The organism is Rhodoferax sp. (assembly GCF_030646845.1).
GTDB lineage: Bacteria > Pseudomonadota > Gammaproteobacteria > Burkholderiales > Burkholderiaceae_C > Rhodoferax.
Genome location: NZ_JAUSLE010000063.1, coordinates 1 through 19,489, shown reverse-complemented (window position 1 = coordinate 19,489; position 19,489 = coordinate 1). Strand labels below are relative to the sequence as shown.

Annotated in this window: 16 protein-coding genes; 13 read left to right on the top strand and 3 right to left on the bottom strand. The window is 59.8% G+C overall.

Translation table 11 applies throughout. The features are described 5' to 3' along the window. Positions 1-32 precede the first annotated feature (32 nt). Together purH and Q7T10_RS15105 are read left to right on the top strand one after the other, a co-directional pair. Positions 33-1,625 (top strand): bifunctional phosphoribosylaminoimidazolecarboxamide formyltransferase/IMP cyclohydrolase, encoded by a 1,593-nt coding sequence (gene purH, locus Q7T10_RS15110; RefSeq protein WP_370653781.1) that lies wholly within the window; start codon positions 33-35, stop codon positions 1,623-1,625. Between the two features lie 292 nt (positions 1,626-1,917). Next, a complete protein-coding gene (locus Q7T10_RS15105; RefSeq protein ID WP_304749845.1) occupies positions 1,918-2,265 on the top strand; it encodes a GIY-YIG nuclease family protein in 348 nt (115 codons plus the stop codon). Between the two features lie 52 nt (positions 2,266-2,317). Here the strand turns inward: Q7T10_RS15105 and hemL are convergent, their stop codons facing one another. Together hemL and Q7T10_RS15095 are read right to left on the bottom strand one after the other, a co-directional pair. Next, entirely contained in the window at positions 2,318-3,622 is a 1,305-nt protein-coding gene (gene hemL, locus Q7T10_RS15100; RefSeq protein WP_304749842.1) for a glutamate-1-semialdehyde 2,1-aminomutase, read from the bottom strand. Next, on the bottom strand, positions 3,606-4,538 hold the full coding sequence (locus Q7T10_RS15095) for a bifunctional hydroxymethylpyrimidine kinase/phosphomethylpyrimidine kinase (RefSeq protein WP_304749841.1): 933 nt from the start codon (positions 4,536-4,538) through the stop codon (positions 3,606-3,608). Before Q7T10_RS15095 ends, hemL begins: the two co-directional genes overlap by 17 nt. A gap of 135 nt (positions 4,539-4,673) precedes the next feature. On the opposite strand from Q7T10_RS15095, the gene Q7T10_RS15090 reads away from it, so the two are divergent. The 6 genes from Q7T10_RS15090 (at position 4,674) to Q7T10_RS15065 (ending at position 14,281) form a co-directional block, all read left to right on the top strand. Further along, on the top strand, positions 4,674-4,826 hold the full coding sequence (locus Q7T10_RS15090) for a rubredoxin (RefSeq protein ID WP_304750239.1): 153 nt from the start codon (positions 4,674-4,676) through the stop codon (positions 4,824-4,826). 64 nt (positions 4,827-4,890) lie between these two features. Further along, the gene (locus Q7T10_RS15085; protein ID WP_304749838.1) at positions 4,891-5,289 is read left to right on the top strand and encodes a PleD family two-component system response regulator; all 399 of its coding nucleotides are present in this window, start codon (positions 4,891-4,893) and stop codon (positions 5,287-5,289) included. Beyond that, positions 5,289-5,654: a PleD family two-component system response regulator gene (locus Q7T10_RS15080; protein ID WP_304749835.1), complete on the top strand. Its 366-nt coding sequence runs from the start codon at positions 5,289-5,291 to the stop codon at positions 5,652-5,654. The genes Q7T10_RS15085 and Q7T10_RS15080 overlap by 1 nt, the downstream gene beginning before the upstream one ends. Positions 5,655-5,669: 15 nt before the next feature. Continuing rightward, the gene (locus Q7T10_RS15075; RefSeq protein WP_304749832.1) at positions 5,670-6,200 is read left to right on the top strand and encodes a chemotaxis protein CheW; all 531 of its coding nucleotides are present in this window, start codon (positions 5,670-5,672) and stop codon (positions 6,198-6,200) included. Between the two features lie 21 nt (positions 6,201-6,221). Continuing rightward, positions 6,222-8,501 (top strand): methyl-accepting chemotaxis protein, encoded by a 2,280-nt coding sequence (locus tag Q7T10_RS15070; RefSeq protein WP_304749829.1) that lies wholly within the window; start codon positions 6,222-6,224, stop codon positions 8,499-8,501. A gap of 44 nt (positions 8,502-8,545) precedes the next feature. Next, positions 8,546-14,281, top strand: a complete 5,736-nt coding sequence (locus Q7T10_RS15065; RefSeq protein WP_304749825.1) for an Hpt domain-containing protein — start codon at positions 8,546-8,548, stop codon at positions 14,279-14,281. Between the two features lie 57 nt (positions 14,282-14,338). Here the strand turns inward: Q7T10_RS15065 and Q7T10_RS15060 are convergent, their stop codons facing one another. Then, positions 14,339-15,817, bottom strand: a complete 1,479-nt coding sequence (locus Q7T10_RS15060; RefSeq protein WP_304749822.1) for a deoxyribodipyrimidine photo-lyase — start codon at positions 15,815-15,817, stop codon at positions 14,339-14,341. Positions 15,818-15,838: 21 nt separating this feature from the next. Here Q7T10_RS15060 and Q7T10_RS15055 point away from each other — a divergent pair, with 21 nt between their 5' ends. From Q7T10_RS15055 to Q7T10_RS15035, 5 genes are all read left to right on the top strand, one after another. Next, positions 15,839-16,438 carry a YqgE/AlgH family protein gene (locus Q7T10_RS15055; protein ID WP_304749819.1) on the top strand — a complete coding sequence of 200 codons (600 nt, stop codon included), beginning with the start codon at positions 15,839-15,841 and terminating at the stop codon, positions 16,436-16,438. Positions 16,439-16,443: 5 nt separating this feature from the next. Next, entirely contained in the window at positions 16,444-16,860 is a 417-nt protein-coding gene (ruvX, locus tag Q7T10_RS15050; RefSeq protein WP_370653780.1) for a Holliday junction resolvase RuvX, read from the top strand. Continuing rightward, a complete protein-coding gene (gene pyrR / locus Q7T10_RS15045) occupies positions 16,857-17,354 on the top strand; it encodes a bifunctional pyr operon transcriptional regulator/uracil phosphoribosyltransferase PyrR (RefSeq protein WP_304749813.1) in 498 nt (165 codons plus the stop codon). Before ruvX ends, pyrR begins: the two co-directional genes overlap by 4 nt. A gap of 3 nt (positions 17,355-17,357) precedes the next feature. Next, a complete protein-coding gene (locus tag Q7T10_RS15040) occupies positions 17,358-18,320 on the top strand; it encodes an aspartate carbamoyltransferase catalytic subunit (protein ID WP_304749811.1) in 963 nt (320 codons plus the stop codon). Between the two features lies 1 nt (position 18,321). Continuing rightward, the coding region (locus Q7T10_RS15035; RefSeq protein WP_304749808.1) for a dihydroorotase at positions 18,322-19,489 on the top strand (1,168 nt) is incomplete at its 3' end.

Genomic DNA, 19,489 nt, shown 5'->3' with positions numbered 1-19,489 from the left:
CCCCCCTTTCCAACGATCACATTTTTATATCTATGAACGCACTTCTCTCCGTCTCAGACAAAACCGGCATCGTTGAATTTGCACAGGCACTGCACGCCCTGGGCATCAAGCTCATTTCCACTGGCGGTACGGCGAAGTTGCTGGCCGAGCGAGGCCTGCCCGTGACCGAGGTCGCCGAGTTGACGGGCTTTCCCGAAATGCTGGACGGTCGGGTGAAGACCCTGCACCCGAAAGTGCATGGCGGCCTGCTGGCCCGGCGTGACGTGCCCGAACACATGGCCGCGTTGAAAGAACACGCCATCGACACCATCGATCTGCTGGTGGTCAACCTGTATCCGTTCGAGGCGACGGTCGCCAAGGCCGGCTGCACGCTGGAGGACGCGATCGAAAACATCGACATCGGCGGCCCCGCCATGGTGCGCAGTGCCGCCAAGAACTGGAAAGACGTGGCCGTGCTGACCGACGCCTCGCAGTACGCCCAGGTGCTTGCCGAACTGAAAGTCGGTGGCCTCACCCTCAAGACCAAATTTGCCCTGTCGGTGGCCGCCTTCAACCGCATCAGCCAGTACGACGGCGCCATCAGCGACTACCTGTCGTCAATCAACTTCGAAGAAGGCAACAACACGCCCGTGCGTCAGTTGTTTCCGGCCCAGTCCAACAGCCAGTTCATCAAGCTGCAAGACTTGCGCTATGGCGAAAACCCGCACCAGAGCGCCGCCTTCTACCGCGACCTGCACCCCGCGCCCGGCTCGCTCGTCACGGCGCAGCAACTGCAGGGCAAGGAACTGAGCTACAACAACATCGCAGACGCCGACGCCGCCTGGGAGTGCGTCAAGAGCTTTGACGCCAGCAAGGAAGCCGCCTGCGTCATCGTCAAGCACGCCAACCCCTGCGGTGTGGCGGTGGGTGTTGACGCGCTGGAGGCCTACAGCAAGGCGTTCCAGACCGACCCGACCTCGGCGTTTGGCGGCATCATTGCCCTTAACCGCACGCTGGACGAGCGTGCCGCGCTGCAAATTTCAAAACAGTTTGTCGAGGTGCTGATGGCGCCTGACTTCACGCCCGAGGCGCTGGAGGTGTTCAAAAGCAAGGTGAACGTGCGCATCCTGAAAATCAGCCTGCCCGCCGGGGGGATGAGCGATTGGGACAATGGCCGCAACGCGGTCGATGTCAAACGCATCGGTTCTGGCTTGTTGATGCAGACCGCCGACAACCACCAGCTCACCCTGGCTGACCTCAAGGTCGTCACCAAGGTTCAACCTACAGCAGAGCAGTTGCAGGACCTGTTGTTCGCCTGGAATGTGGCCAAGTTCGTCAAGAGCAACGCCATCGTGTTCTGCAAAGGCGGCATGACGATGGGTGTCGGTGCCGGCCAGATGAGCCGCCTGGACTCCGCCCGCATCGCCAGCATCAAGGCCCAGCACGCCAAGCTGTCGCTGAGTGGCACGGCCGTGGCCAGCGACGCCTTCTTCCCGTTCCGCGACGGTCTGGATGTGGTGGTCGATGCCGGTGCCACTTGCGTCATCCAGCCCGGTGGCTCCATGCGCGACCAGGAAGTGATCGATGCGGCCGACGAACGCGGCGTGGCGATGGTGTTCAGCGGCGTGCGCCACTTCAGGCACTAATAATTAGACAAAACAGGCCGCAGCGCTCGTATTTATTGCGTGGATAGCTATTGTTTTTGTAGTGATTTGACTGACTTGCTGGCGTTGCAGGTCGGCGGGGCTGGCAGACCGGGTATCCGTTCTCTGGCCCACCTCGCGGGCGGGCTTGATTGACTCGCCGTTGTTGCTGCATTAACAGCGTCGTTGGCGCGCCTGCTCTGTAGCAACCGCAAATGGGGCCGACGACCGGACACCCGATCCACCAGCCTCACGGGGCTTTGCGACAATCCGGTTTTCCAGAGAGGCGCAACCGATGCAAACGCTGAAAGTGGTTTACAAGGTCACCTACCCGAATGGGAAGGTTTATGTGGGTCAGGACCGCACTGACAGCATCAACTACTTCGGTAGCCCCAGCGACGAGCTGATCGCACGCGACTTCACTAGCGAACAACGGCGATCTTTTACGGTCACGAGAGAAATCTTGTGGGAATCAGAAACGGCAAGTCATTCCGAACTCTCACGCATGGAAGTGGTGTTCATTCTTGCCTTGCGTGCAAACGATCCTCAAGTCGGCTACAACCAGTGGCCGAAGTTTCGCCCGAAGGAAGATATTGGTGTATCCCGCCTTCCGCGAGGTCTACGCCAAAACCCCAATGATTGAAGCCAAAATAAGCCACTAACCCACGAAAAATAAGCGCAAGCAGCTACTGTTTTTATAGCGATTTAAAGACTTCAGCCGCAACAGCAACCGTTCCAGCAATGTCGTCATCGGTGTGCGCAGCGCTCACAAAGCCGGCTTCATACAGTGCCGGTGCAATGTAGACACCGCGGTCCAGGAGGCCGTGGAAGACCTTGTTGAAGCGGGCGCTGTCGGTGGTCATGACGCGGGCGTAGTTCTGCGGCAGGGCGTCGAACAGGAAGAAGCCGAACATGCCGCCTTCGCTGTCGGCGCTGAACGGCACGCCTGCGGCGGCTGCGGCCGCTGTGAGGCCCTGGCTGAGCGCCCGGGTTTTGCGGGACAGGTCTTCATAGAAACCCGGCTTTTGAATTTCGCGCAAGGTGGCCAAGCCGCAGGCGGTCGCCACCGGGTTGCCGCTGAGGGTGCCCGCCTGATACACCGGGCCTTGTGGCGCCATCAACTCCATCACCGCACGCTTGGCGCCAAAGGCCGCCAGTGGCATGCCGCCGCCAATCACCTTGCCCATCACCGTCATGTCGGGCTCAAAGCCGGGGATGTCGCGGGCATAGACGCTTTGCGCGCCGCCCAGCGCCACTCTGAAGCCGGTCATGACTTCGTCAAACACCAGCAGGGCGCCGTACTGGGTGCACAGCTCGCGGCAGCGTTTGATGAAGGGGACGGAGGCGCGCACGAAGTTCATGTTGCCCGCAATCGGCTCGATCATCAAGCACGCCAGTTCGCGGCCATGCAGGGCAAAGGCCTCTTCGAGCTGTTGGAGGTTGTTGTATTCAAGGACCAGCGTGTGCTGCACCACTTCAGGCGGCACGCCGGCGCTGGTGGCGTTGCCAAACGTCGCCAGCCCGGAGCCGGCCTTGACCAGCAACGCATCGGCATGGCCGTGGTAGCAGCCTTCAAACTTGATCAGTTTGCTGCGGCCAGTTGCGCCGCGCGCCAGACGGATGGCGCTCATGGCCGCTTCCGTGCCCGAACTGACCAGGCGCACCATGTCCATGGAAGGAACCAGGCGCAGTATTTCTTCCGCCAGTTCAACTTCGCGCTCAGTCGGTGCGCCGAAGGAAAAGCCTTCCAGCACCGCGTCCTGTACGGCCTTGACGACCGCCGGATGACCGTGGCCCAGAATCATCGGGCCCCAGGAACCGATGTAGTCGATGTAGCGCTGGTCGTTGGCATCCCAGAAATAGGCGCCGTGGGCGCGTTTGATAAAGCGGGGCGTGCCACCAACGGCCTTGAAGGCCCGTACCGGCGAATTGACGCCACCGGGGATCACCCGCTTGGCGCGTTCAAACAGCGAAATGTTGTTATCAATGTTTTGTGTCATGGGGAGGGAGTTCCAGGGTGGAAATGGAGGAGGATGAGGAGTCTTGGTCGATCTCCGCGTCCGGATCATCTTCAGGCTGCGCCCAAAAAAGCCGGTCCGGCACGACATGCCCCATGCCGGGGCGAAAACCCCCGGCCAAGCAGCGATCCAGGTAGCTTAATGCTTCCGTGAAGGCCTCCGACAAGTCGTCACCGCTGGCGAGCAGGGCGGCGAGCGCGGCCGACAGGGTGTCGCCAGCGCCTGAAAAAACCGCTTCGAATCGCTCAAACTTCTCATTTGCCAGTACGGCCTGGGGGCTCGCCAGGACGTTGTCAATGAACTGGTCTGGCAACGGAATGCCTGTCACCAACGTATAGGGCACGCCCAGCTCATGCGCGGCGCGGGCGAGGTCCCTTGCGCCCGGACTTCGTTCCGTCGTCCAGTCGGGAAGTAACCAGCGCCACAAGGTACTGTGGTTTCCGACCAACACCGTGGTCTGAGGCAATATTAATTCTTTGAAGGCATCCAGGTACAGGTCGATCTGGACTTCATCCCACCAGGAGAGGTCGGGCATGTAGGCGACTAAGGGCACATCCGCGTAGTCCGTAGCGATGCCTGCAATGGCACTGAGGTTCTCCGGCGAGCCCGCAAATCCCACCTTGATCACCTGCACCGGAACGTCCTCAAGTACCGCGCGGGCCTGCTCTGCCACAGCATCTTCGTCGAGTGAAAAGTGGTCAAAAATCTCTGCCGTGTCTCGTGCATACGCCCCGGTCAAGATGGGCAGTGCGTGCGCTCCTACGGATGCGATCGCTGCGACATCACCCGCAATGCCGCCGGCGCCGCTGGGGTCGTTGGCATTGAACACCAGGACGCATGCGGGACGCATTTCTGGAGGCTGGTCTTCGGCAATTAGGGAAACCGTGGGGGGAAACATGAGAAAGCCTGTGATTTTCTTCAGGCAGAATATCGCACGTTGAGGCGTGCGGCGCGCAGATCGCGATGCCGTCTTTATTCAATGATTGCATTCTATTCGAAGGCCCCTTAAGCTGTGACCGAGACTAAAACATGGATGTGTCTGATTTGTGGCTGGATCTATGACGAAGCAACAGGCGACCCAGAGCATGGCGTTGTGCCAGGCACCCTGTGGCGCGACGTGCCTGTCAACTGGACATGCCCTGAATGTGGTGCTCGTAAGGAAGATTTCGAAATGGTGCAAATATGAAGCTTATTCTGTTGAGGATGCGCACCTTCAGTATTGTTAAATGTCAATTCAGGAGCATTGTTTTGTGAATACGACTGGATCGACTTTCAAAGTTTTGGTGATTGACGACAGCAATACCATCCGGCGCAGCGCCGAGATTTTTCTCAAGCAGGGTGGGCATGAAGTGACGCTCGCGGAGGATGGTTTTGACGCCCTCGCCAAGGTCAATGATTACCAGCCCCATCTCATTTTTTGCGACATTCTGATGCCCAGGCTGGACGGCTACCAGACCTGCGCCATCATCAAGCGCAATGCCCGCTTTGCTGGCGTTCCCATTGTCATGCTGTCTTCCAAGGATGGCGTTTTCGACAAGGCGCGTGGGCGAATGGTCGGGGCACAGGATTATTTGACAAAACCGTTCACCAAAGACCAGTTGTTGCAGGCTGTGCAGCAGTTTGGCGCAGTGACGCAAGGAGTAAATTGATGGCTATCCAAAAAGTACTGATCGTGGACGACTCCAAAACCGAGTTGATGTTCATGACGGATCTGTTGCAAAAAAACGGCATGTCGGTCCGCACCGCAGAGGGTGCCGATGAAGCTTTTCGCCGACTCTCCGAAGAAAAGCCTGATCTGATCCTGATGGATGTGGTGATGCCTGGCCAAAATGGGTTTCAACTGACGCGAGCCATCAACCGCACGCCTGAATACGCAGACATTCCGATCATCATGTGCACCAGCAAGAGTCTCGAGACTGACAGGGTGTGGGGTATGCGTCAGGGGGCGCGTGACTACATCACCAAACCGGTCGATGCGGCCGAGCTGTTCGTCAAGATCAGGGCTTTGGGCTGAGATCCTCAGGACCGCATGGCTAATCGCGAAGCTCTCCGAGAACTCCAGACCCGTCTTGCCAGCCGATTGCAGGCCGCTCGTTCAGAGGGCGTTTCAGCCTCGTGGCTGGCCGTCAGGGCGGGTGAGTCAAACTATCTCTTCCCGCTGGCGCAATCTGGCGAGATATTCCCCCTGGCCAATATTCAGCTGGTGCCCTATTCCCGCCCATGGTTCATGGGGGTGGTCAATCTCCGTGGCGGTCTTTACGGCGTGGTCGACCTGGCTACTTTCATGGGGGATGGGTCGATGCGGGCAAGAAGCGAGCAGTCGCTCGCCGAGTCCAGCGTCATTACATTCAATGCGGCGCTGGAACTCAATTGCGCTTTGATGGTGGATGGCTTGGCGGGGTTGCGCAAGCGTGAAGCATTCACCGATGCCACTGTACCGCCTGAAGGGTCTCCTGTCTTTTTTGGAAACCGGTTCACTGACCTCAATGGCATGCATTGGCAGGAAATCAACCTGCGGTCTTTGTCCCAACTCCCCGAATTTCTCAGCATTAGCGCTTAAGTCTCTATCTAAGGTCTCACTATGTCCGTCGTCGATCAACTCAAAAATCTGTTTGCCAAAAAAGGACCCGAGTCCGAACTGGACTCCCGCTTGAGTCTTGGCATGCCGGACGCCACCGTGGATCCGATGGTGACCGAGCAAATGCAGGAGGCTCCGGACAACGAGCTGCCAGTTGCCGCCGCACCTGTCAGGCCCGAGCCGGCAAAAGACGATGTGTCCGCTGAGGAATCGGCCGAACTTATTGCCCTTCCGGTTCTGGGAAAGAAAACGGTGGTCCAGCATCAACGGCTGTTGTCGATCATATTGGGTCTGGCGCTGGTCTTGCTGGCCATTGTGACCATGTTTGCATTGAGCCGGGCGGACCGGGTGGCGCAGCAGTTGGGGGCTACGGGCCAGTCCCTGATGCAGTCACAACGACTGGCGAAGTCAGTTTCACAGGCGCTGGTGGGTGGTGCGCAGGCATTTCCGGACGTCAAGGAGAGCTCGGATGTTCTGGCAAACTCGGTACGTGGTTTGAAGGCGGGTGATGAGCAGATGCGTCTGGATGCCTTGGGCGAAGAATACCTGCCTGAATTGGAAAAAATTACGCCCTTGGTGGAGCGGGCCGAGAAGAACGCAGCGATCGTGATGTCGCAGCAGAAGATCCTGACGCAGGTGGGCGCAGCCCTTCGTCTCATCAACCGCCAGTCTTCAGATCTTCTGGAAATCGCCGAGACGGTGTCATCCCTCAAGTTGCAGCAGAACGCGCCAGCGACAGAGATATCTGCTGCAGGCCAGCTCGTGATGCTGACACAGCGTATCGGCAAGTCGTCCAACGAGTTCTTGACCGTGGAGGGCGTGAGCCCGGAGGCGGTTTTCCTGCTGGGAAAGGATTTGAACTCGTTCAAGGAAATTGCGCAGGGCATGCTTGATGGCAGCCCCGAGTTGCGATTGACCGCGTCAAAAGACCCGCAAACGCGTGAGCAACTGGCTGCCTTGATCAAGCTTTACGAAGAGACACGTACGCAGGCCGGGGCCATTCTGGGAAATTTGCAGGGTCTTGTCTCCGCACGTGAGGCGCAGGTTTCAATCATTGCGGACAGCGAACCGCTGCGTCGGAATCTCCAGGAGCTGCAGGACAAACTGTCAGCGCATACGGGTCTGGGCGGCGGAGCCTTGTCGTTGCTGGTGGGGTCTGCGTTTTTTGCCTTGTTGTGCGCGGGTGGCCTGTCATATGTCCAGTTGTTGGACAGCCGCAAGCGTCAGATCTCCGCTGAGGCGCAGCGTCAGGATGCCGAGCGTCAGGAGCAGGAGGCGAAGCGGGTAAATGATGCCAACCAGGCGGCCATTTTGCGCCTGATGAACGAGCTGCAAACGGTCGCCGAAGGAGATTTGACGCAGGAAGCCACTGTCACCGAGGACATCACGGGCGCCATTGCCGATTCAGTGAACTATACGGTTGAGGAACTGCGGTCGCTGGTGGGTAACGTGCAAAGCACGGTGGCCCGCGTCGCCCAAACCACAGCTGATGTGGACAACACTTCAACGGAATTGCTGGCCGCCTCCAATGAGCAATTGCATGAAATTCGGGAAACCGGCCGATCAGTGGTGGAGATGGCTTCCCGGATCAATGAGGTGTCCGTCCAGGCGCAGGAATCCGCATCAGTGGCCAGGCAGTCGTTGCAGGCAGCCGAGGTCGGACTTCAGGCCGTGCAAAATGCCATTGGTGGTATGAATTCGATTCGGGACCAGATTCAGGAAACGTCCAAGCGGATCAAGCGCCTGGGTGAGTCGTCCCAGGAAATTGGTGAAATCACGGAGCTGATCTCCGACATTACCGAGCAGACGAACGTGCTGGCGCTGAATGCTGCCATTCAGGCCGCGTCGGCCGGTGAGGCCGGTCGGGGCTTTTCGGTGGTGGCCGAAGAGGTGCAGCGACTTGCCGAGCGATCGGCCGATGCGACGCGCCAGATTTCTGCGCTGGTCAAGGCGATTCAGACTGACACCCAGGATGCGGTGGGCGCCATGGAACGGTCGACCCAGGGCGTGGTCGAGGGGGCGAAGCTGTCTGACAACGCCGGTACCGCCTTGACCGAGATTGACCAGGTGTCTCGTCGTCTGGCTGAGTTGATCGAACAAATTTCCAATTCAACCTCCCGCGAGGCGAACCTGGCCAATGTGGTGGCTGACAACATTCAGCACATCTTTGCCGTGACCGAGCAGACGGGCGAGGGAACGCGTTCCACCGCTGCCCAGGTTCGCGAGCTCTCGAAGATGGCGGAAGAATTGCGCCAGTCTGTGTCGCGGTTCAAGATTGCCTGACCCTCATCAATCTGAACTTGTTATCTCCAGGAGTGCACGAATCCATGCAACCGAACGCTGCCCTGACTGGCGACAATGAACTGGTGACCAATGACCTTGGGCCGTTGGCCTGGGTGCTCGATGAGCTCCGCAAATCGCTCGATGGCGCGACCAAGGCCCTTCGCCGGTTTGTGCGGGATGCCGAATTGGCACGCGGCTCTGATCTGGCCGCGCTGGACGCCAGCCAGTTGCGCATCGCGCGGCAGCAACTTCATCAGGCCGTTGGTGCCTTGGAGATGGTGGGCATGGCGGCGCCGGCCAAGGTCTTGCGCGCCATGGAGGCGCTCGCCCAGCGGTTTGTGCAGCGCCCTGAGCTTTGCAGCGACGATGCGGCCAACAAGGTGGAGCGCGCCAGTTTTGCGCTGACCGAATACCTGGAGGGGGTTCTCAAGGGAAAAGTCGCGTCGGCTGTTGCATTGTTTCCCCAGTACCGCGATGTACTGGAGCTGGTTGGTGATGATCGCGTCCATCCGGCTGACTTGTGGTCGCTCGAATGGCGCTGGATTGATGTTGTCTTGCCGGAACGGGTCGTGCCTCTTGATTACGACTCGTCAGTTCGGGCTCGCATTGACCAATATGTCCTGAAAGTCGTCAAGTCAGGTGACGTGGCAGCCGCAAAAGCGATGCGCGGCATCAGTCTGGGCTTTGCAGCCGGACAAAGTGCGCTGGAGCCACGGGTCTTCTGGAAGATTTGCGCCGCCTATTTTGAAGCGGTGTCTCTGGGCCTGTGCCCCCCCGATGTTTACGGCAAACGCGCCGCATCCAGAATTTTGCTTCAATATAGAACGCTGGCACGTGGTGAGGCAGGCATTTCCGAGCGGCTGGTTCAGGATTTGCTGTTCTTTTGTGCGCAAGCTGTTCCCAAAGCTGTCGCAGATGCCCCTGTGCTCGCAGCCGTTCGTTCGGCCTATGGTTTAACCCAGACCAAGTCATTTGACTACGAGACACCCCAGTTCGGGCGTTTCGATCCAGCGTTACTGGTCCAGGCGCGCAAGCGTATCGCGGCTGCTACCGAGACCTGGTCTGCGCTCGCGGGAGGCGACACCAACAGGTTGAAGGTGGCAACGGATCAATTCAGCCTAGTGACCGATTCGGTGTTGAAGCTGCACCCCGAAGGGGGTGACTTGGCGCGCGCCATGACGCGGGCCATCGAAATCACAGCGCGCTCGGGCGAGGCGCCTACGCCAGCACTGGCCATGGAAGTGGCGACCGCGGTGCTATACCTCGAGGCTGCCTATGAGGATCTGGATCCGACAGACTCCCAAATGGCCGAGCGCAGTGCCAGTCTCGCCAAGCGGCTGGAGCATGTCAATGCCGGCGGGCAACCTGAGCCGCTTGAGGGGTGGATGGAAGAGTTGTACCGCAGGGTCAGTGATCGCCAGATCATGGGCAGCGTTGTGGACGAATTGCGAACGACGCTCGGTGAGATCGAAAAATCTCTGGACTCGTTTTTCCGCAATCCGCTCGACAAATTGCCCCTGCACGAGGTTCCGAGCCAATTGGCGCAGATGCGGGGGGTTTTCTCGGTTCTGGGTCTTGATCAGGCTGCACTGGCATCGTTGCGCATGCGGGATAGTGTCGATAAATTTCTGGTCGACGATATCGACGCTGAATCCGCGCGTACGGGCATTTTCGAAAAACTGGGCAACAGTCTGGGCGCCCTTGGGTTTTTGATCGACATGCTGAGCTATCAGCGTGAGCTTGCCAAGAAACTTTTTGTCTATGACGAAGAACTGGGCGAATTCAAGCCCCTGATGGGGCGCGAGAAGACGACAACGCCCGCCGAGCCTATTGCCACCGACCAACTTGCGGCGGTGGAGATGCCGGTTGTGGAACAGGAGGCGGCCCCTGCCGTTGAGGCGGCCGCTTCAGCGGCCGTTCCAGCGCAGGAAGCGACCAGTGAGGTCCCCGCCGAGTTGCCGGACGAAGACGAGCGCGAGTTGAAGGATATCTTTCTGGAAGAGGCGCGCGAAGTGGTTCAAACCGGGCTGGGGGCCATCAAGGACCTGGCTGTAGACGCCACCGATTTGGGGCAGCAGACGACGCTTCGACGGGCTTTCCACACGCTCAAGGGCAGCGCGCGGATGGTGGGTCTCAATGAGTTTGGTGAGGCTGCCTGGTCCATGGAGCAATTGCTCAATAGCTGGTTGGCAGAGCAAAAGCCAGCGAGCGATGAGTTGATTGGCCTGTGCGGCAAGACCATGCATGGATTTGGTCGCTGGGTGCAGGACATTGCTGACGGTGATGACTCGCAGTGGAGTGCGCAGGTATTCCGGAAGGCCGCAGATGGCCTTCGCGTTGACAACACGATGGTTGACCTTGTGTTTCCTGGTGAAGAACTGCAGGTGTCAACGCCACAACCCGAGTCTTATCCTGACTTCGCTTCAACTCAAACCATTGATCTCGGTGTCGACTTGCCGTTGGCGGCGTCAGTGGACGAGATGCCGCTCGATCTGGATGATTTCGATTTTGGCGATATCGCTGCCGTTACGGAGTCACCCGTCCTGGCGGCCATTGCGACGGATGAGAGTGAATCGCCACAGGCCGAAGGCGCCGCATTGGTAGCTGATGCCGGGGAAGCTCTGCCAGAGACGCCAGAGGAAGATACTGCGGCGGACATGGAGACGGCTGCTGACGCTGTTCTGGATAGCGTCGTGGACTTCGATCTGCCCGAGTTGGCGAGCATGGAGCCCGCAGAGTCCGAACAGGCCAATCTGGTTGCTGCTGAATTGGAAGAGCAAGTCAAGGTGATTGGTTCCTTGCGAATTGGCATCCCTCTCTATAACGTTTATCTGAATGAGGCTGACGAATGGTCGCGCCGTTTGCTCACCGAACTGAGTGAATGGGCGCTGGAGTTGCATCGGCCGGTTTCTGATACGACCGTTGGATTGGCCCATTCCCTGTCCGGCAGTTCGGCAACCGTCGGATTCCTTGCCTTGTCCGAGATTGCCCGGGCACTCGAGCAAGCCCTGCAGCATGTGCAGCTTCACGCACAGGGGATCCCAGAGCACGCTCAGGTGTTCGTTGCGGCGGCAGAAGATATCCGCCGCCTGTTGCATCAGTTTGCCGCGGGATTCCTCAAGCAGCCTGATCGTGAGATTCTCGACGCACTCAAAGGCATTCTTGAGACAGAATTTCCTGCCATTGCAGCGGGCGTGGCAGAAAACGTGTATGTCGAGCCACTGGTCGAGTTCGATCTTGATCAGATGCCGGGTGCTGAAGTGGCGCAGGACAGTGAGCCGGAAGTGTCTATTGCCCTGACCCCGATTACGGCCGCTGCAGACGCCGCACCTGTTGAGACCGATGTCACGACGTCGGTTTCCGCTCCTTCTGATGCCGGTGTCGGTCCACGGCATGCGCTGATCGATGACGAGGATGACGATATCGACGTCCTCGACGCCCTTGACGTTGATCTCTTCCCGATTTTTGAAGAAGAGGCGCTTGAGTTGCTACCGCAGCTTGGGGGTGCCTTGAGGCAGTGGACCGCACGGCCGGACAATCTTGGTGCTCGCAACGAGGTGTTGCGCGTGCTTCATACCCTCAAAGGGAGCGCGCGTCTGGCGGGGGCGATGCGCCTGGGTGAGATGACTCACCGCATGGAGTCGGCCATTGAGTATCTCGGTACCGAGTATTTGCAGTCGGCGCAACTGGAATCCCTGCTGACCCGCTTTGACGCCATCCAGGCAAACTTGGATCAACTGCGCGCCAGTCCGGAACAGTCCTTGAGTCTGCCAGAAGCAGGTCCGGTGGTCGAACAAGCACTCTCCACTGCCCCCACTTCCGAAGCGGAACCGGCAAGTGCCGAGCCGATCGCCGCATTTGCGGCCACGGTCCTGCCGGCGGTCCCTGCGCTGGCACCATTGCGCCACATATCCAACCAGACTGTGCGCGTGCGTTCGCAATTGCTGGATCGCATGGTCAATCAGGCGGGTGAGGTCATGATCACGCGATCGCGGCTCGATGCGCGTTTGGGTCAGTTGCGTGGATCCCTGGCTGAATTGACTGGCAATTTGAACCGTTTGAGAGGTCAGTTGCGCGATATCGAACTGCAGTCCGAATCCCAGATGCAGTCGCGGCTGGCGCAGGCCAAAGACTCGGCGCAGGGTTTTGATCCGTTGGAATTCGACCGCTTCACCCGGGTTCAGGAACTCACACGAATGATGGCCGAGTCGGTACACGACGTCGCCACGGTACAGCGTAATCTGCAGCGCACGGTGGAGGGGACCGAAGATGATTTGATCGCCCAGGCGCGCCAGGCCCGCGAGTTGCAGCGCGACCTGCTGCGTACCCGGATGGTGGAGTTTGAGGGCATTTCGGAGCGTTTGTATGGCGTTGTTCGCCAGGCATCCAAGGACTCCGGCAAACAGGTCAAGCTCGACATCAAAGGTGGTTCATTGGATATGGATCGCGGCGTGCTGGATCGCATGGCGCCGGCATTTGAGCATTTGCTGAGAAATGCGGTGGCACACGGTATCGAAGATCCGGCGGCTCGCATTGCGGCCGGAAAGCCGGCTGCGGGCACCATTACCATCAATCTGCATCAGCAGAGCAACGATGTGACGGTTGAGTTCAGCGACGATGGTGCGGGTCTCGATCTGGATCGAATTCGCCAGAAAGCATTGACCGATGGTCATATTTCCGGGCAAGAGTCGTTGACGGATTCGGAGGTGGCCAATCTCATTTTCACCCCTGGGTTTTCCACCGCTTCACAGGTCACTGAACTCGCCGGCCGTGGCATCGGCATGGACGTCGTGCGAGCCGAGATCAACGCACTGGGTGGGCGCATTGAAACATCGACCGAACGTGGACTGGGAACGAAGTTCAAGCTGGTGTTGCCACTGACGACTGCGGTGACTCAGGTGGTCATGCTGCGCATGGGCGACTTGGTGATTGGTGTGCCGGCGAATCTGATCGAGATGGTGCGTCGGGTCCCCGCGGCCGACCTGGAGCGCGCCTATCGCGACGATGTATTTGAGTTCGGCGGCGAGCAGGTTCCGTTTTACTGGGCCGGCGCCCTGTTGCAGGCGTCCGTCAATAGCAGCGAAACACGAACCAAGACTTTGCCCGTTGCCATTTTCCGCAGCGCGGGTCAGCGTCTGGCCGCACACGTCGACGAGGTGCTTGGCAACCAGGAGGTTGTTGTCAAGAACCTCGGGCCCCAGTTGTCCCGTCTTCCCGGCCTGGCCGGCATGTCGGTGCTGGCATCTGGCGCCGTGGTCCTGATCTATAACCCGGTGGCATTGGCTTCCGTCTATGGCGAACAGGCGCGTCAACTCAAGCTGCATGCAGAGCAGGGAGCGGGGGCATCTTCCTCGGGCACCACACCGCAGCCGTCCCTGATGGCCAGTGTCGGTCAGGCGCCTCTGGTGCTGGTGGTGGATGATTCCATCACGGTTCGCCGCGTCACGCAGCGCTTGCTCAAGCGGGAAGGTTTCCGGGTGGCGCTGGCGGCCGACGGCCTGCAGGCGCTGGAACGCTTGCAGGAAGAGAAACCCGCCGTGGTGCTGACTGACATTGAAATGCCGCGTATGGATGGGTTCGACCTGACGCGCAATATTCGAGGGGATGCCAAGCTGCGCGACCTTCCCATCATCATGATTACCTCGCGTATTGCCGAAAAGCATCGCGAGCATGCGCGCGAGCTGGGTGTCGACCACTATCTGGGAAAACCATACTCCGAAGACGAGTTGATTGGCCTGGTGCGGCAGTACTGTGCTGCGCTTGTTGAGACTGCAGAATAGGGCGCGACCTTGTTGGTGCGGTGCCTCAGAGTTCAGACGGTATGGCGGACTGCCTTTCTAAGGCGACTTGACTGACTTCTTGACTACTGCATATCGCTGCAGGGTCAGCGCCCGTGCCACGTCGTGCGCCACGACGGGCATCGGGTAATTCTGGCCCAGAGCCACGCCAGCCATCTGCAACTCCAGCGGCTTTGCGGTCAATGGCGCGTGGATGGCTTTGTTGGACAGTTTGGCGAGTTGTGGCAAATAGCGGCGGATGAATTTCCCTTCACTGTCGAACTTTTCGCTCTGACTGACCGGGTTGAAGATTCTGAAGTACGGTTGGGCGTCGCAACCGCTGGAGCTGACCCATTGCCAGCCGCCGTTGTTGGCTGCCAGGTCAAAATCGTTCAGGTGTTGGCCAAAGTATTTTTCACCCCAGCGCCAGTCGATGCCGAGATCCTTGACCAGGAAGCTGCCCACCACCATGCGCAAACGGTTGTGCATGTAACCTGTCTGGTTGATCTGGGCCATCGCGGCATCCACCAACGGGTACCCGGTTCGTCCCTCGCACCAGGCTTTGAATAGCATTTCGGCGTGTGAGCCCTGTTCCCATTGAATGGCGTCGTATTCGCGCTTGTAGGCGCCCCGGGCCACATGCGGGAAATTGGACAGGATCTGAAAATAGAAGTCGCGCCAAATCAGTTCACCCAGCCAGACGGCGGCGCCATGACTGCCCTGAATCTGCCGCTGTAAAGCGGTGGCGGCAAGCTGGCGGATCGACACAGTGCCAAAACGCAGGTGGACGCCGAGGTAGCTTGGCCCCTTGACGGCCGGAAAATCACGGGTTTCATGGTAGTCGTCCATGCGCTCGAAGAAGTCTTCGAACAGCTTGCGTGCGCCACGCGCCCCGGTGGGGATTTTGAGTTCGCTCAGGTTGGTCTTCCTGAATCCAATAGCTTCCAGCGACGGTACGGTTTGTTGCATGCCGACCGGTCGTGGCGCCAGGGCCGACGCAAACGGCGCTGGATCGTGGCTGCGCAAGTGATGGGGTGTGACGGTCGCCAGCCAGGTGTTCTTGTAGGGCGTGAAAACGCCATAGGGCGTGCCTGTTTTGGTCAGGATTTCCCGGGTTTCAAAGACCACGTGGTCCTTGCAGGTGTGCATCGCAATGCCCGCCTCCGCCAGGGCGCTCAACACCCGGGCATCGCGCTGCCGCGCTTGTGGCTCGTAGTCATGGGCGGCAAAGACCGCCTGGACTTCCAGCGCTTTGGCCAGCGTCACAACTTCCTCGCTGGCTTGTCCCTGCCGCACGATCAGACCCGCGCCGGGCGTTCCGCCAAGTTGGCGAAGTGCCTCGTCGAGGTCAAGCAAGGACTCGCGGATGAATTCCACCCGTCGATCAGCGCGGGGCAGCGGCTCCAGGATATCCCGGTCAAAGACAAAGACGCAATGGAGCTTTTGGCAGGCCTGCAACGCCATGCACAGTGCCGCGTTGTCATCCACCCGCAAATCGCGGCGGAACCACATCAGACCTGTTTGAAATTGCTTGTTCATGATCACCGTTAAAATTCCCGCATGCCCGGAGATTTTGCCCTCACCAACCTGACGAATCATTTCTTGATCGCCATGCCCGGATTGCAGGATGAGGTTTTCGCCCGCAGCGTTGTCTATGTGTGTGAGCATAGCGAGCGTGGGGCGCTGGGGCTCGTGATCAACAAGCCCTGCGACATGGACATGAAACGCCTGTTTGAAAAGGTTGAGTTGCCGCTGCGGCGCGAGGACCTCTCCAGTGCCCCGGTGTTTCTAGGTGGCCCGGTTCAGACCGAACGGGGCTTTGTCCTGCATGAACCCCTGTATGCGGATGCTGACAAGCCGGCGGAGTCTGTCTACGCCTCGACCATGACAATTCCCGGCGGGCTGGAGATGACCACTTCCAAAGATGTGCTGGAAGCCCTGTCCACCGGGGCCGGGCCGCGCAAAGTGCTGGTGTCACTGGGTTACGCCGCCTGGGGTGAAGGGCAGCTGGAGTCAGAACTGTCCGACAACAGCTGGTTGACCGTTGCCGCCAGTAGCAGTGTCATTTTTGACACGCCGGTGGCACAGCGCTACGACAAGGCCCTGCTGCTGCTCGGCCTTGAAGCGTGGATGCTGTCACCCGATGCGGGCCATGCATGAGCGGCATGACCAACGCGAATCCCCTGAATGTGCCGGTCGGCCTGCAGACCTTTCTGGCGCTGGATTTTGGCATCAAGCGTACCGGCTTCGCCGTGGGTAACCGACTGATGCGCACCGCCCAGCCGCAAGGCACGATAACTGCGGAGGGCGACGCGCGTTTTGTCAAAATTGCCGAGCGGTTGCGGGAATGGCAGCCCGATGCGCTGGTGGTGGGCGTGCCGTTTCACCCCGATGGCGCAGAGCATGAGAACACCCTGCGGGCACGAAAGTTTGCCCGCCAGTTGCATGGCCGCTTCAAGCTGCCGGTCTTCGAGGTGGATGAACGCTACACCACCACCGAAGCGCTGGCCATGGGCGCCAAGGATGCCGATGCGGCTGCCGCCTGCATTATTCTGGAACAGTTTTTGAGGAGTATTCCATGAGCAGACTTAGCGTGGACGCTGAGGCGCTTTACCTCGAGTTACTCGCGGGCGTGCGGGCCCTATTTCGCCCCGGCATGCATTTGGTGGGTGTGACTTCGGGCGGCGTGTGGCTGGCCGAGCGTTTGCAGCGCGACATGAACCTGCCGGAGCGCCCCGGCATCATCTCATCCTCCATGCACCGCGACGATTTCTCCCGGCGGGGCATGACGGCAGGCGCGCAGACGCAGATTGCCTTTGACGTGAATGAAGCGCACATCATCCTTCTTGACGACGTGCTTTTCACCGGGCGTACCATACGCGCGGTGATCAATGAGCTGTTTGATTTCGGGCGGCCAGCCAGCGTGAAGCTTGCGGTACTGGTGGACCGGGGTGGCCGCGAGTTGCCGATTCAGGCTGATTTCTGCGCCGCTCGCGTTGCCTTGCCCGCCACCCAGTCATTGGCGCTGGCACGCAGTGAAGCCGGGGTGTTCAGTTTCAACGTGGAAGCCCGCTAAGCCATGCTCAACAAGCGCAATCCCCAGCTCAATAAAAACGGTGAACTGATTCACCTGCTCTCGATCGAGGGCCTGCCTAGGAGCATCCTGACCCAGGTGCTGGATACGGCGGCGAATTTCGTCAGCGTCAACGACCGTGAAGTGAAGAAAGTGCCTTTGCTGCGCGGCAAGAGTGTGTTCAACCTCTTTTTCGAGAACTCGACGCGCACCCGCACAACCTTTGAGATCGCGGCGACCCGGCTGAGCGCCGATGTCATCAATCTCGATATTGCGCGCTCGTCGGCTTCCAAAGGCGAATCGCTGCTGGACACCATTGCCAATCTGAGCGCGATGGCCGCCGACCTGTTCGTGGTGCGGCATGGCGAGTCAGGGGCGCCTTACCTCATCGCCCAGCATGTGGCGCCGCACGTGCATGTGATCAATGCCGGTGACGGGCGGCACGCGCACCCGACGCAAGGCTTGCTGGACATGTACACCATCCGGCATTTCAAGAAGGATTTTTCCAACCTGACAGTGGCCATCGTCGGCGATGTGCTGCACTCGCGCGTGGCCCGCTCCGACATCCATGCCCTGACCACACTCGGCTGTGCTGAGGTGCGGGTGGTCGGCCCGAAGACCCTGGTGCCGGCGGACATGGCACAAATGGGCGTGCGGGTGTGCCACACCTTGGAAGAGGGCATTAAGGGTTGCGACGTCATCATCATGCTGCGCCTGCAGAGCGAGCGCATGAGCGGTGCGCTGTTGCCCTCCAGTCAGGAATTCTTCAAGAGTTATGGCCTGACGCCCGAGAAGCTGTTGCTGGCCAAGCCGGATGCCATCGTGATGCACCCGGGCCCGATCAACCGGGGTGTGGAAATTGACTCGGCCGTGGTCGACGGCAAGCAGAGCGTGATCCTGCCGCAGGTGACCTTTGGCATTGCGGTGCGCATGGCGGTGATGAGCATCGTGGCGGGGAACGAGGCCTGATATGAAGACACTGACGAACATTCTGATCAAGGGTGGCCGGGTCATTGATCCCGCCAGTGGTTTCGATGAAATTGCGGATGTAGCCCTCGCCAATGGTGTGGTGGTAGCTATCAAAAATATAGCGCCTGATTTCCAGCCGGGCCAGACCATCGACGCTACGGACTGTGTCGTGGCGCCCGGTTTGCTGGACCTGGCGGTGCGTCTGCGCGAGCCTGGTCATGAGCATGAAGGCATGCTGGAGTCGGAGATGGCGGCCGCAGTCGCGGGTGGCGTGACCAGTCTCGTTTGCCTTCCCGATACCGAGCCTGTGCTGGACGAGCCGGGCCTGGTCGAGATGCTGCGCTTTCGAGCCGAAAAACTGAACCAGGCACGTGTCTATCCGCTGGGTGCCCTGACCCGCAACCTCGCCGGTGAGACGCTCACGGAGATGCTGGAGCTGACCGAGGCCGGCTGCGTTGCCTTCAGCCAGGCGGAAGTGCCCCTGGCCAACACCCAGGTGATGCAGCGCGCGCTGCAGTACGCCAGCACCTTTGACTATGCCGTCTGGCTGCGACCGCAGGAATTTTTTCTTGGCAAAGGCGTGGCCGCCAGCGGCGCGCTGGCCACCCGCATGGGCCTGAGCGGGGTGCCGGTCGCGGCGGAAACGATTGCCTTGCACACCATTTTCGAGCTGATGAAGGCCACCGGTGCCCGGGTGCATCTGTGTCGACTCAGCAGTGCTGCCGGCGTGGCCCTGGTGCGCCAGGCCAAACTCGACGGCTTGCCTGTGAGTTGCGATATCAGCATCAATTCGCTGCACTTGACCGATGCCGACATCGGCTACTTTGACAGCCGGGCTAGGTTGAACCCACCGTTGCGCCAGCAACGTGACCGCGATGCCCTGAGCGCCGGTCTGCTGGACGGCACCATTGATGCGCTGGTGTCTGACCACACGCCGGTGGACGCGAACGCCAAGGCGCTGCCCTTTGCCGAGAGCGAGCCCGGTGCCACCGGCGTCGAGTTGCTGCTGAGCCTTGCGCTGAAATGGAGTCAGGACAGCGGTGTCAGTCTAGCGCGCGCTCTGGCGGTGGTGACCCAGGGTCCGGCCACCGTCCTGGGTGCCTCGCTCGGCAAGCGCCAGGCCAGCACCGGTCGCCTGGTGGCGGGTGGCGCGGCTGACCTGTGCGTGT